At 66.7% G+C, this 12,025-nt stretch carries 12 protein-coding genes; 6 read left to right on the top strand and 6 right to left on the bottom strand.

All coding sequences use genetic code 11. The features are described from left to right. Positions 1 to 188: 188 nt before the first annotated feature. Positions 189 to 1,124 carry an AraC family transcriptional regulator gene (locus tag ABD231_RS31900; protein WP_344160284.1) on the bottom strand — a complete coding sequence of 312 codons (936 nt, stop codon included), beginning with the start codon at positions 1,122 to 1,124 and terminating at the stop codon, positions 189 to 191. 76 nt (positions 1,125 to 1,200) lie between these two features. Here ABD231_RS31900 and ABD231_RS31895 point away from each other — a divergent pair, with 76 nt between their 5' ends. After that, complete coding sequence (locus ABD231_RS31895) at positions 1,201 to 2,049, top strand: NAD(P)H-binding protein (protein WP_344160281.1); 849 nt, start codon at positions 1,201 to 1,203, stop codon at positions 2,047 to 2,049. A 65-nt stretch (positions 2,050 to 2,114) separates the two neighbouring features. Further along, positions 2,115 to 3,251: a cytochrome P450 gene (locus ABD231_RS31890; RefSeq protein ID WP_344160278.1), complete on the top strand. Its 1,137-nt coding sequence runs from the start codon at positions 2,115 to 2,117 to the stop codon at positions 3,249 to 3,251. A gap of 56 nt (positions 3,252 to 3,307) precedes the next feature. On the opposite strand, the gene ABD231_RS31885 is transcribed toward ABD231_RS31890, so the two are convergent. Next, positions 3,308 to 4,480 carry a zinc-dependent metalloprotease family protein gene (locus tag ABD231_RS31885; protein ID WP_344160275.1) on the bottom strand — a complete coding sequence of 391 codons (1,173 nt, stop codon included), beginning with the start codon at positions 4,478 to 4,480 and terminating at the stop codon, positions 3,308 to 3,310. A gap of 147 nt (positions 4,481 to 4,627) precedes the next feature. On the opposite strand from ABD231_RS31885, the gene ABD231_RS31880 reads away from it, so the two are divergent. From ABD231_RS31880 to ABD231_RS31865, 4 genes are all read left to right on the top strand, one after another. Continuing rightward, on the top strand, positions 4,628 to 5,593 hold the full coding sequence (locus ABD231_RS31880; protein WP_344160272.1) for a helix-turn-helix transcriptional regulator: 966 nt from the start codon (positions 4,628 to 4,630) through the stop codon (positions 5,591 to 5,593). Beyond that, entirely contained in the window at positions 5,590 to 6,174 is a 585-nt protein-coding gene (locus tag ABD231_RS31875) for a YdeI/OmpD-associated family protein (protein ID WP_344160269.1), read from the top strand. The genes ABD231_RS31880 and ABD231_RS31875 overlap by 4 nt, the downstream gene beginning before the upstream one ends. A gap of 85 nt (positions 6,175 to 6,259) precedes the next feature. Beyond that, the gene (locus ABD231_RS31870; protein ID WP_344160266.1) at positions 6,260 to 7,108 is read left to right on the top strand and encodes a hypothetical protein; all 849 of its coding nucleotides are present in this window, start codon (positions 6,260 to 6,262) and stop codon (positions 7,106 to 7,108) included. Positions 7,109 to 7,321: 213 nt separating this feature from the next. Further along, positions 7,322 to 7,657 carry a cupin domain-containing protein gene (locus tag ABD231_RS31865; protein ID WP_344160263.1) on the top strand — a complete coding sequence of 112 codons (336 nt, stop codon included), beginning with the start codon at positions 7,322 to 7,324 and terminating at the stop codon, positions 7,655 to 7,657. Here the strand turns inward: ABD231_RS31865 and ABD231_RS31860 are convergent. The 4 genes from ABD231_RS31860 to ABD231_RS31845 are packed head-to-tail and all read right to left on the bottom strand — an operon-like array spanning position 7,654 to position 11,939. Next, positions 7,654 to 8,460, bottom strand: a complete 807-nt coding sequence (locus tag ABD231_RS31860) for a phytanoyl-CoA dioxygenase family protein (protein WP_344160260.1) — start codon at positions 8,458 to 8,460, stop codon at positions 7,654 to 7,656. The genes ABD231_RS31865 and ABD231_RS31860 overlap by 4 nt on opposite strands. 46 nt (positions 8,461 to 8,506) lie before the next feature. After that, complete coding sequence (locus tag ABD231_RS31855) at positions 8,507 to 9,415, bottom strand: UbiA prenyltransferase family protein (protein ID WP_344160257.1); 909 nt, start codon at positions 9,413 to 9,415, stop codon at positions 8,507 to 8,509. Between the two features lie 57 nt (positions 9,416 to 9,472). After that, positions 9,473 to 10,375: a Vgb family protein gene (locus tag ABD231_RS31850; protein ID WP_344160254.1), complete on the bottom strand. Its 903-nt coding sequence runs from the start codon at positions 10,373 to 10,375 to the stop codon at positions 9,473 to 9,475. Continuing rightward, complete coding sequence (locus ABD231_RS31845) at positions 10,362 to 11,939, bottom strand: ABC-F family ATP-binding cassette domain-containing protein (protein WP_344160250.1); 1,578 nt, start codon at positions 11,937 to 11,939, stop codon at positions 10,362 to 10,364. Before ABD231_RS31845 ends, ABD231_RS31850 begins: the two co-directional genes overlap by 14 nt. Positions 11,940 to 12,025: the final 86 nt, after the last annotated feature.

Below are 12,025 nucleotides of genomic sequence, written 5' to 3'. Positions count from 1 at the left end.
TGGGTGAACCCACGAAATGGCGCTCGGAGTGGGTGGCCGGGCGGGGTGGGCTTGAACAGGAAATGGTGGACTGAGACAGTGCATAACCTGTTCAAGCCATCCGCGTGGTGTTCACGGCCCCGTGAGCTGGCTCGGTTCGGCCGCAGCGGCGAGCAGTTGTCGGCGGGTGAGCGACGCGGTGGTGGAGGTTAGGCCGCCTGCCGCCGGTGGGCGGTGGGCGTCGTACCGCGGACTCGTTTGAAGGCGACGCTCAAAGCGAAGGCATTGGCGTAGCCGACTCGGCGGGCGATGGTTTCGACGGTGTCTTGAGTACTGCGGAGTTGGTCGGCCGCGAGGGTGATCCGCCAGCTGGTGAGGTAGCTCATCGGGGCTTCGCCGACGACCGCGGTGAACCGGCGGGCGAGGCTGGCGCGGGACACCCCGACCCGATCGGCGAGCTCGGGAACACTCCACGGGTACGCCGGATCTGCGTGCAGCAACCGCAGTGCCGACCCAGCGACCGGATCGGTCTGCGCCTGGTACCACCCGGGCGCCTGTGATTCCGGCCGGTCGAACCACGCCCGCAGCGTCACGATCAACGCGAGATCGAGCCACCGATCCAGCACACTCTGCTGACCGGGGGACTCGCGGCGAATCTCCCCGGCGATCATGTCCATCACCGGCCCGGCCAGGTCGGCGGCCGGAACCACCAGCACCGACGGCAACGCGTTGAGCAGTCGGCGGCTGACATCACCGGCCACCTGATAGGTGCCGCTGGCAACCATTGCCGAGCCTTCCGCGCGACCGCCGTACGTGCGCAGGCCGAGTCGCTCACTGTAATCAGTAGGGGCCCCAGGCAACGGTTGGCAGATGTTGCCGGGCAGGATCCGGAGCTGGGGTGCGGTCGTGACGCTGTCACCGACGACGTACGGCGTGGTGCCGGTGAAGACCGCGACATCGCCGCGTTCCATCCGGAGCGGCTCGATCCCGTCCCGAGTGATCCACGCGTCGCCCCGCACCATCGTCGCCAGCGCGAGCGGCGCCTCCTCGCGGATCTCCAGCGCCCACGGCGGCTCCAGGATGCCGAGGTTGAACACCCCGTCCACCGCGCGGGTCCCGGTCAGCAGGTCATCGAGCACGTCCATACCCCTGAGCGTATCGGACATGGAACTGCGCTGAACAGCCATGGTTAAGCTCAATCACTCGCGATGAACTAGAGCCATGACAAACACTTCGGAAATCCTCATCCTCGGTGGCAAGGGCAAGACCGGACGCCGCGTCGCGGCCCAGCTCGACGCCCGCAATGTGCCCTACCGCCTCGCCTCCCGATCCAGCGCGCAACGCTTCGACTGGTACGACGAGAGCACGTGGTCCCCGACCATCGCCGGCGCCGACACGGCGTACCTGGCACCGCCGGTCGGCCCGACCGGCCTCGCCGCGGCAAGCCGCTTCGTACAGCAGGCCGCCAATGAAGGACTGCGGCGCATCGTCCTGCTGTCCGGCCGCGGTGTCGGCAGCCCCGGTCGCGAGTTCGCCGTCTACGAAGGCCAGCTCGGACTGGAGCACGCCGTACAGGCCAGTGGTGCGGACTGGACGATCATCCAGCCGGCCTGGTTCGCGCAGAACTTCAGCGAGGAGTTCTTCCGGTACGACGTTCTGGCCGGCGAGATCCGGTTGTCGGCCGGCGACGGTGGCGAGGCGTGGGTCGACACCAACGACGTCGGTGACGTGATGGCCGCCGTACTGCTCGACGAGGCCTACACCGGCGCGACCTACGCGCTGTCCGGTCCGCGCACGCTCACGATGGAGGAGGTGGCCGCCGAGCTCACCGTCGCCACCGGCCGGCCGATCACCTACGTCGACCTGGACCCCGAGCAGTATGTCGCCGAACTGATCGAGCAGGGTCAGACCCGGGAAGACTCGGAGGCGGTCCGCGACCTGTTCGCGGTCATCCGCAACCACCGCTCGGAGTACGTATCGGACGGCGTCGAGCAGATCCTCGGCCGCAAGCCCCGCGACTTCACCGACTGGGCCCGCGAAACGGCGACGACCGGAATCTGGGCCAATTGACCGAACGTGATCGATCGGACACGGAAGATGATGCGAGTCGGCGGCGGCGATGTTTTGATCGATGAATGAGCATCCGCCGAACGGTCACCTCCACCGGTGACCCCGCCTGGCTCGTCTCCGACTACCCGACCGTCAAGGCCCTGCTGCCGGACCCGCGGCTCGGCCGAACGCATCCCGATCCGTCGACCGCCCCGCGGTACTCCGAGTCGGTGGTCTTCGGGCCACCCGCTCCGGAGACGCCGACCTCCGCCGCGGATCACAAGCGGATGCGCAAGCTGCTCGGACCATGGTTCAGTGCACGCCGGCTGGAGCAGTTCCGGCCGCGCGTCGAGGAGCTGGTGACACAGGTCCTCGACGATCTCGCGCTGCGGGATCGGCCGACCGACTTCCACGAGGTGGTGTCGTTTCCGCTGCCGGCGTTGGTGATCTGTGAGCTGCTGGGCGTCCCGCCGGAGGATCGTGAGCGCTTCCGCGGCTGGTCCGAGGACACCGCGGACATGATCGATCCTGGTCGTTCGATCGCCGGGTACGCCGCATTGGCGGAGTACATCGGTGGTTTGCTCGCACAGCGGTTGGAGCGGCCGACGGACGATCTGTTGTCGAGCTTGGCCGCTGCCCACCTGGCCGATCCGGACGGCTTCCCGTTGAGTGAGGCCGCGCAGATGGGCGGTGGTGTCCTGTTCGCCGGTCACGAGACCACGGTCACCGCGATCGACACCGGCGTACTGCAGTTCTCGTTGCACCCCGAGCAACAGCAGGCGCTGCGGGTCGACCCCTCGCTGGTGCCGGCCGCGGTCGAGGAGATCCTGCGTTCGTCGATGCCGCTCCCCGGCGAGACCGCCCGCAATGACGAGGCGTTCGGACTACCGCGCTGGGCGAACGCGCCGATCGAGCTCCCCGAAGCGACGATCGCGGCCGGTGATCTCGTCGTACTGCAACTGCTCGAGGCGAACGAGGATCCGGTGGTTGTCGGAGCCGACACGGGTTTCGTGAGTACTCGGCAGCCCAATCCACACGTGTCTTTCGGGCACGGACCGTACTTCTGCATCGGCGCACCACTGGCCCGGCTGGAACTCCAGGTGCTGTTCAGCCAGCTGTATCGACGCTTCCCGCACCTGGCGGTCGCCGTACCGACGGAGGCGTTGACTGCTCGGCCGAACCAGTTCACCGGCGGGATCGAGGCCTTGCCGGTCACCTGGTAGCAAACAAGAAGGCCTTCACACCCACCTGACTGAGTGTGAAGGCCTTCCGGGTTAGATCAGCGGTGGCTGTGCTGCAGGTGCAGCCACTCGCTGCGGGTCATCTCCTGCAGCTCGGTCGGCGCAGTCTTGGCCTGGACATTCGCGCCCTGGCCGACGGCGCCGCCGCCGAAGGTGATGTTGGCCCAGTTGTTCTGGGTGGTCAGCGTGTTGTTGACGTTGTCGTCGTTGATGTCGGCCGCGGTGGTGTCGGTGGCGTCACCGTCGCAGTTCCAGTCGATCGGGCCGCTGGCGGCACCGGTCGTCGTCCGGCTGGTGCCGTTCGGGCACTTCCAGCTGGTCTTGTACGCCGAAGCCACGGCGCCGAGGCCGACCGACTCCTTCAGGCTGGTCTCGTTCAGCGCGGCCGGGGCGATGTTGGAGTAGCTCCAGTAGCGCGTGCCGTCGGCCTTCGGAACACCGCCGAGCTGGAAGAAGTAGTTCATCACGCTCAGGTAGTTCGGCTTGTAGTTGCCGTGGTCCGAACCGCCGTGCTTGAGGCCGAGGTTGTGGCCGAGCTCGTGGATGAACGTGCCGACGTTGGTGTTGTCGGTCGCGTTCCAGCTGCACTTCGGCCCGACCGTCACGATGAACGTGTCGTTCGGGATCGCGAACGCGTTGCCGCTGCTGCAACCGCCGCCGTAGCTGTCGGCCCAGAGCATGTAGTGGAAGACGGCCTTGCGGGCGGACTTGAAGTGGGTGTTCTTGATCGCCGTGGTCTGCGAGGCCGCGGGGTTCAGGTCGGCGTCGTAGGGGACCAGGTTGCCGCCACCGAGGTTGTACGCCGCACCCCGCGCCGAACCGGCGTCGAGGTGGATCTTGATCCCGGTGGTGCCGTTCGGGTTGCTGACCGGGGCCTGCGCGAAGACCTGGACGATCCGGTCGAGCGCGGCCGTGGTGGCCAACCGCCCGTCCATGTAGTCCATCTCGACGAACAGGTCCTTCTTCTTCGGGTCCGCACCCATCGCCTTCAGGTCGACGTCTACGACGCCATCACCGTTGGCGTCGTACCCGTTGGTCTCCCAGATGTCGGGCAGCGAGTCGCCGTCGGTGTCCGCGGCGAGTACCGCCTGCGACACGGTCGGGGCGGCATTCGAGCCTTCGGACGGTACGGCGGCCATCGCGCTGGTCGCGGCGAGTGTGACGGCGGCGAGTGAACCGAAAATAGTCAGGTAGGCAGGGCGGTGCCTCATTCGGATCTCCTTGTGGGCGGGGGGTGATCTGCCCGATACCGTAGGTGATTCCGGTCACTTTCGGGGAGGCCGATCCGCGCCATGGCTCATTTGGGTCAGCTGAACTAGAGGTCAGAACCTGGCCGCTATTGATGGCAAGCTGGTCCCATGTCCGAAACCTCAGCCCGGCTTCTCTCGCTGCTCTCCTTGCTCCAGGCGCGCCGTGACTGGCCGGGCGCGCTCCTGGCCGACCGCCTCGAGGTCAGTGCGCGCACGGTACGGCGGGATGTCGACCGCCTGCGCGATCTCGGCTACCCGGTCCGCGCGATCAAGGGACCGGACGGCGGTTACCGCCTCGACGCCGGCGCCGAACTGCCGCCGTTGCTGTTCGACGACGACCAGGCGATCGCAGTCGCCGTCGCGCTGCAGACCGCGACCACGACCGTGACCGGTATCGAGGAAGGCGCGTTGCGAGCGTTGGCCACGGTTCGCCAGGTGATGCCGGCGCGGCTGCGACAACGCGTCGACGCGCTCCAGGTGACCACGATCGATCGATACCCAAATCGCCGTACGACGGTTGATTCGAACCAGCTCATCGCGATCGGGATGGCGGTTCGCGCCCAGGAGGTACTGCGGTTCGACTACCAGTCACCGGGTGCGCCCGAGGGGGAGTGGTTGCCGCCACGCAAGGTCGAGCCGCATCACCTGGTCACGTGGGGCGGCCGGTGGTATCTGATCGGCTGGGACCTGGATCGCAAGGACTGGCGGACGTTCCGGGTCGACCGGATGACGCCGAAGACGCCGACCGGGCCTCGGTTCACCATGCGCGACCTGCCGGGCGGAAACGTCTCGGAGTACATCGCGCGGCAGTTCAAGACCAAGGAGCAGTTCCCCTGCCGCGGTGAGGCTGTGCTGCAACTCCCGGCCAGCGAGGTCGCGCCGTGGTCCGGCCAGGACACGATGGTCGAAGAGGTCACGGCGACGAGCTGTCGAGTAACCATGACGGCCTGGTCCTGGGGCGGACTCGCGGCCCGCTTCGCCATGTTCGAGTGCGACCTGGAGCTCGTCGGCCCACCCGAGCTCATCACCGCCGCCCACCACATCGCCGCCCGCTTCCAGGAGACAGCATCATGACCGATGAGTTGATCCTCGCCGACGCAGCCGCCTGGCACGACTGGCTCGCCGCGAACCACCAGACCAGCGACGGTGTCTGGCTGGTCTGCGCGAAGAAGAACGTCACCACGCCCACCAACCTCGCCGTCGCCGACGCCCTCGACGAAGCCCTTTGCCACGGCTGGATCGACGGCCAACGCAAGACCCGCGACGAATACACCTTCCTCCAGCGCTACACCCCGCGCCGCGCCCGCAGTACCTGGTCCCAACGCAACGTCGAATACATCGCCCGCCTCGACAAAGCCGGCCGCATGCAACCAGCCGGCTGGGCCGAGGTCGACCGCGCCAAAGCCGACGGCCGCTGGGCCAACGCCTACAGCGGCTCCGCCAACCTCGAGATCCCGGCTGACCTGGCCGCCGCGATAGCCGCCGTACCCCAAGCCCAAGCCATGTTCGACATCCTCACCAGCGCCAACCGCTTCGCCGTAGTCCACCGAGTCAACAACGCCAAACGCCCCGAAACCCGCACCCGCCGCATCACCCAGTTCGTAGCCCAACTAACCCGAGGCGAAACCATCTACCCCCAGAAGCGAACTCTGTAGCCGATCATCCAGAGAGAGTCGCGATGTGACTGTGTGTAGTGAACGACAGTAGAGTTCTTCCTTCGAAGAAGTTTGTGGGGGAGCAATGAGAACCGCTGTCGTCCGCTTCGCGGACTATCGGCTCTATGAGCAGAAGCGCGTAGAGGCCAGCAACGCGATGATGGGCTTGCTGGCAGGTGCCCAGCTCGCGTCGCATCTGCTGCAACTGACGGAGGGGTCGGAACGGTTGCTGCCTGAAGTGTTTCCCCGGGTGGCACATATCGGGCGCTTCAACCTGACGACCGAAGAGGCACGATCGATCCTCAATGCGGCGGACACGCACCTGGGGGCGATGAGTGTGCCGTATTCCCTGGCGTTGCATGAGGACTACCTGAAGACCTGCCTCGATCTACTGGCGCGGGGCGGTTGTTGTACAACTGCTCAGGCCGAGCGGGCCAAGGCGAGACTGGCGCTTCAGCACCGAGGGATCGAGGCAGCGACCGGTGGTGCCTTTCAGCTCGATGGTCTGGCACAGATCGACACGCTTCGGTTGATGCGGAACTGCATGATCCACGACGGTGGGCGGGCGAGTGCGGCACTGGTCTCGACGGTTCAGTCGTGGACAACCACCACGGAGAGCGCGTGGCGCAAGCTTGCCCACAGCACGTTGCGACACCTGCAGGTTGGTGATCCGGTCCGGTTCGGGCATGCCGAGCTGATCCTCAGCCTTGCGGTGACGAAGTCGCTGGCCCGACAGGCGAATGTGCTTCTGCAAAGTGCCCTGCCGCGCTCGCTGTGGGCGGATCTCGTCCTGGCCGACCTTCGCGAAACCGATCCGGGGTTCGCGGGCGACGGCCGGCAGTTGCTCAGAAAGCTACGCGGGATGGCGCGGTTCAACTACGGACCGATCAAGCTCGAGGAAGCCGACCTCTCGGCTGCGATCACGCGAGAGTGAGAAAAAGCGGGGCTCTACTCGTTGAGCTACAGCTCCCCGGAGGGAGGCCAGGACTTGCACCTGAATCGCCGCGCTTCTGTGGAGTGTCCGGCTGCGAACCAGTAGGACCGTGTCCCACTCCTGCTACACCTCCAAAGATAGCAGAGTCGCCTCCGCCAAGTCCGAGAACGACAATCCACTCCTCTGTACCTATTGGTATGTACAATCACCCGCATGAGCGTTGAAGCGATTACTCGTGAGGTTGTTCTTGATCAGGTGCTTCCGGCTGATCTGGCGGTACGGCGGGTGCAGGCGCGGCGGATCACGATGGTGCCGGATACGGCGGTGGGGGTGCATACGCACAACGGGCCGGTGTTCGGGAGTATCGAGTCCGGGTCGGCGATCTATCAGTTGCGCGATGAGCCTGAGCTCGTGCTGAACCCGGGCGACCTCTTCTACGAGCCGGCGGATGAGCTCATTCGGTTCGACGCCGGGCCTGACGGTGTCACGTTCCTGGCGTACTTTCCGGTGACCGACGGGCAGGAGCCGTTGCTGGAGATTGTCGGCTAGTAGAGGACCGGGTTGAGTGGCGAGGAGATGACGTCGCCGGGTTGGGTGCCTGGCATCCAGGACAGGTCGTTGCGTTGGGCGTCGTTGACGGGTTCGCTGATTTCCATCGTGGCGTCGACGTAGATGACCGTCATCACCCGGCGCGGTACGTCGGTGGTGTTGGGCGGCGCGTGATGGAAGGTCCAGCCGAGGTGATAGCTGACCTCGCCTAGTTCGAACGGCTCGGAGACCTCCGGGAACTCCTGCTCAGCAAGGGCGTTCTGCAGCACGCGCTCGGATTCGTCGCTGATCGGGAGGTCTCGGCCGTGCTCGAAGGTGTGGCTGCCGGCGGCGAAGGAGAGTGGGCCCATTTCCATCGGGGTCTCCTGCAGCGGCACCCACACCGTCACGCATCGGTCGGTTGCGAACGGCCAGTAGTACTGGTCCGCATGCCACGGCGTCACGCCGCCGCCGGATTCCTTGTACAGCGCCTGATCGTGGTACAGCCGCACCGACTGCACGCCGAGCAATTGCGCCGCGATCCGCGCGAGCCGCGGTGACGAGACGAACTCGAGCACCCGCTCACTGTGCTGCCACAGGTTCGTCACCTGCAGAAACGCCTTGCCGTACGTGTCCCGCTCCGCCAGCGGCAGGTGCTGGGTGTTCAGCTCGATGACCTTCCCAGTGATCTCCGGCTCGTACGCCGCGATCGTCTCGGGACTCAGCACGTTCTTCAGTTTCACGAAGCCGTGCTGGCGGAAGTGCGCGCGGTCAGCCTGGCTGAGGGTGTAGCCGGCCTCCAGCTCGGAGCGGGTTACTGTCATGGGTCACGAGGGTCCCTGGGGTTTCCGTCGTTGTAAAGATCACTGATCAAATCTTTCCTGTATACGTGAGCGCGAAGGTCGCACACGGGAACAGGAAGAGCGACGCCAGCACGATGATCCCCTTGAACGACTGCTGCGGCCCGATCAGCTTGCGGTAGGCCACAACCAGCACCGGTACCATCACCACCTCGAGCACCAGCATGCTGCGCGGAATGATCGTGTCCGTCGCCGCCAGGATGACCGACAACGCCGCCGCCGCGACCCAGGCGCCGTACCCGAGCCTGTACGTCGTTGCTGCGCCGTACCGGACCGCGATCGTCTGGTACCCCGCGGCCCGGTCGGCCTCCAGATCCGCCAGGGTGGTCGGCAGATAAAGGCCGATCGCAGCGAGTGTCCCCTGCAGGCCCATCAGCCACGGGAAGTCGCTCAGGTCGGGGTTGATCGCAGCCCAACCAGCCAGCGGGCCGAAGGCGCCGAGCGCCAATGCGTTGACCGCAACGTCGAATCCGGCGCGAGTCTTCAGCCGCACCGGCGGCACGCTGTAGGCGTAGCCGAGCAGAACCGCGAGCAGCACACCAAGGGCGAACACGATCCCGACGTGCAGGCTGATGCCGACCGCCGCGACCGCTGCTGCGAAGGCCAGTCGCTTCGCCTGGCGGAGCGTGATTCGCCCGTCCAGCAAGGGTGATTTCGCCTTGCGGGGATTGAGTCGGTCGCTCGGCAGGTCGTATGCGTCGTTGACCGCGAGTACGGCGAGCCAGACCAGCGGACCCATCACGACCGCGCCGACGATCAGCCGCGGCCACTGATCGAGCGGCGGGATCAGCTCCCGCGTCGCGAGCAGGATGCCGACGTAGTAGGGCACGATCGAAACGACCCAGAACGCGGGCCGCCCGACCGCGATCACATCACGAACTCTGTGCGGTGCTGTCCGGGTCATCGCCGTGGTGGCCACACCACCACTCTCCTCCTGTCGCGCCGGACAGCACCTCCCTCTACCGCGTGAGACCCCTCACTCTCCAGCGTGGATGTGAGCAAGCGAACCATTCTCGAGCGCCACCCAGACCGAACCGTCGGTGTCGACGGCCAGCCCGTGCGGCTCGGATCCTTCACCCAGCTCAATCGTCTCGACCACCGCGCCATCAGAGTCGAGCCGCACGAGCGAACCCGAACCCCACAACGTGATCCAGCACCCGCCATCCGGAGTCGCCACTACCGCATGCGGCTTCGACCCCGCCGGCAACGCGAACTCCTTGATCTTCCCGTCCGCGCTGATCCGCCCGGCCTGGTCGGCCTGCAGTTCCACGAACCAGACCGCCTCCGGCCCGGCGCTGATCCCGACCGGCCCGGCACCTTCAGTCGGCAGCGGGTACGTCGTCACGGTGCCGGCTGTCGTCATCCGCCCGATCGCGTTCCCCTGGTTGAGCGTGAACCACAGATCCTCGGCGGCAGTGATCACCGCCGGGAACGCACCGGCAACCCCGATCGGGTACGTCGTCACCTCCCCGTCGACCGTGATCCGCGAAACCTCATCCGTGCTCATCAACGTGCACCACAAGGCGCCGTCGGGCCCAACGCAGATCCCGTACGGCGCACCCGGAACCGCGATCGCGGACACGTTGCCAGAGGCATCGATGTGCCCGATCTGATCGTCACCGCTCCGGGTGAACCAGACGCCGTCGGCGCCCGAGGTGATCACCATCGGACGAGAACCGGGTGCGCCCAGGTCGTACCGCTGCCCGGGTGCGCCCAGGTCAGGACGCTGCCCGAGTTCGCCTGCGGGCGTGCGCTTCGACGCGTCCGCGGTCAGGCGGACGATCGCGCCGGCGTGCACCAGGGTGGTCCACACCTCGCCGGCGGCAATCGCGACGCCGTACGGGCCCTCACCCGGACCGGAGATTTCAGTGTGTGACAAGGCAGGACTCCTTCAGATCGAGGACGGCGCCACGCCAGCGCGAGACGAACCGGCGGTCGTGGCTGACCACGACGAGCGCTCCGGCGTACCGGTCGAGCGCTGCCTCCAGTTCCTCGACCAGGACGAGCGACAGGTGGTTGGTGGGTTCGTCGAGCAGCAGCACGTCGTACGGCGTACTCAGCAGGCGGGCCAAGGCGAGTCGGCGGCGTTGTCCGGTGGACAGGTCGCCGACCCTCGTCGACAACTGGTCCGCGCGGAACAACCCCAGTCCGGCTGCGCCCTGATGACGGGAGAGTGCCATCCGGAGCGGTTCATCGGGACGCGGTTCGGTCACCTCCTGGTGGAGATAGCCGATCCGGCCGCGGCGTTCGACGTACCCATCGTCCGGTTGCAGCCGACCGGCGAGAACGTCGAGCAGGGTCGACTTGCCGACGCCGTTCGGTCCGGTGATGAGCAGGCGTCCGCCGGCCGGTACGTCGAGCGAGGTCGGCCGGAGCCGTTCCTCGACCGCGACCCCGACCGCATCCAGTCCAGCCGCCGATCCGGTCGTCCGCAGGGACGCGGTGAAGCGCAACGGCTTGGCCGGAATCGGTGCCGGATCTTCCTCCAACCGGCGCAACCGCTCCTTGGCATTGCGGATCTTGCTCCGCTCCGCCTGGTTCACCCGGCCGGTTGCACGGTCGTAGGCGACCTTGTTGTTGTCCTTCATCGGCCGCCCGTAGGCAACCCGGTCCGCGGTCGTGCGGACGGTGACACGCATCTCGGCGACATCGTCCTCCCACTGCTGCCGGGCCTGTTCGAGCCGCGCCCGCTCGGCCGCCTTCTCCACCAGGTAGCCCTGGTAGCCGTTGCCGTACCGCGTGATCCGGTGCGTGTCACCGTCGACCTCGAAGAGCGTCGAGGCGACCCGCTCCAGGAACGCGCGGTCGTGCGAAACCACTACGGTCGTACCGCGCCGGGACCGCAGGTGATCCTCCAGCCAGGTCGCGGCTGTCGTATCCAAATGGTTGGTTGGTTCGTCGAGCAGCAAGATCTCCGGCGACGAGGCGAGAACCGCGGCCAGGTGCAACCGAGCGAGCTCGCCACCCGACAACTCCGACAACCGACGGTCGGCCGGGACAGTGCTGAGCCCGAGCCCGTGAGTGGCGCGCGCGAACCGAGCGTCCGCGTCGTACCCCTCCCGAGCCTCGAACTCGGCCTGCAGATCGCCGTACTCATCCAGTACGTCGAGCGCCCCCGCCGCGAGCCGACCCTCCAGCTCGCGCAGCCGAGCCTCGATCCGGCGCAGGTCCGCCAGCGCGTGGTCGGCGAGAGCAGCGACATCGAGGTCGAGCGGCAACGGGTTGTCCTGGGCAAGGAAGCCCAGGCTGCCGGTCGCGGTCACCGAACCCTCGTCTGCCGACTCCAGGCCGGCGGCGATCCGCAGCAGCGTCGACTTGCCGGAACCGTTCTCGCCGATCAGCCCGCTGACCTGCCCGGGCGGGAAGGCGCAGCTGACGCGGTCGAGGACTAGCTGGTGATCGAACGACTTGGTGATCTCATGCAAAGACAGCTGGGTAGACATACAGATGCTCCTGACTCTCGCGGGTTCGAGTTGGCGAACAGCGGGTCAGAAGAGATCACTGGCGGGCTCCTTAACGCGACGAATGT

The sequence above is a fragment of the Kribbella yunnanensis genome (genome assembly GCF_039529655.1).
In the GTDB taxonomy this organism is placed as follows: Bacteria; Actinomycetota; Actinomycetes; order Propionibacteriales; family Kribbellaceae; genus Kribbella; species Kribbella yunnanensis.
This window is presented reverse-complemented; position numbering and strand designations above follow the sequence as displayed.

Excerpts from the sequence above, each read along its gene's own strand:
- ABD231_RS31895 (WP_344160281.1), top strand. The coding sequence starts at position 1,201 with ATGACAAACACTTCGGAAATCCTCATCCTCGGTGGCAAGGGCAAGACC.
- ABD231_RS31890 (WP_344160278.1), top strand. The coding sequence starts at position 2,115 with ATGAGCATCCGCCGAACGGTCACCTCCACCGGTGACCCCGCCTGGCTC.
- ABD231_RS31875 (WP_344160269.1), top strand. The coding sequence starts at position 5,590 with ATGACCGATGAGTTGATCCTCGCCGACGCAGCCGCCTGGCACGACTGG.
- ABD231_RS31870 (WP_344160266.1), top strand. The coding sequence starts at position 6,260 with ATGAGAACCGCTGTCGTCCGCTTCGCGGACTATCGGCTCTATGAGCAG.
- ABD231_RS31865 (WP_344160263.1), top strand. The coding sequence starts at position 7,322 with ATGAGCGTTGAAGCGATTACTCGTGAGGTTGTTCTTGATCAGGTGCTT.
- ABD231_RS31860 (WP_344160260.1), bottom strand. The coding sequence starts at position 8,460 with ATGACAGTAACCCGCTCCGAGCTGGAGGCCGGCTACACCCTCAGCCAG.
- ABD231_RS31885 (WP_344160275.1), bottom strand. The coding sequence starts at position 4,480 with ATGAGGCACCGCCCTGCCTACCTGACTATTTTCGGTTCACTCGCCGCC.
- ABD231_RS31880 (WP_344160272.1), top strand. The coding sequence starts at position 4,628 with ATGTCCGAAACCTCAGCCCGGCTTCTCTCGCTGCTCTCCTTGCTCCAG.
- ABD231_RS31900 (WP_344160284.1), bottom strand. The coding sequence starts at position 1,124 with ATGGACGTGCTCGATGACCTGCTGACCGGGACCCGCGCGGTGGACGGG.
- ABD231_RS31845 (WP_344160250.1), bottom strand. The coding sequence starts at position 11,939 with ATGTCTACCCAGCTGTCTTTGCATGAGATCACCAAGTCGTTCGATCAC.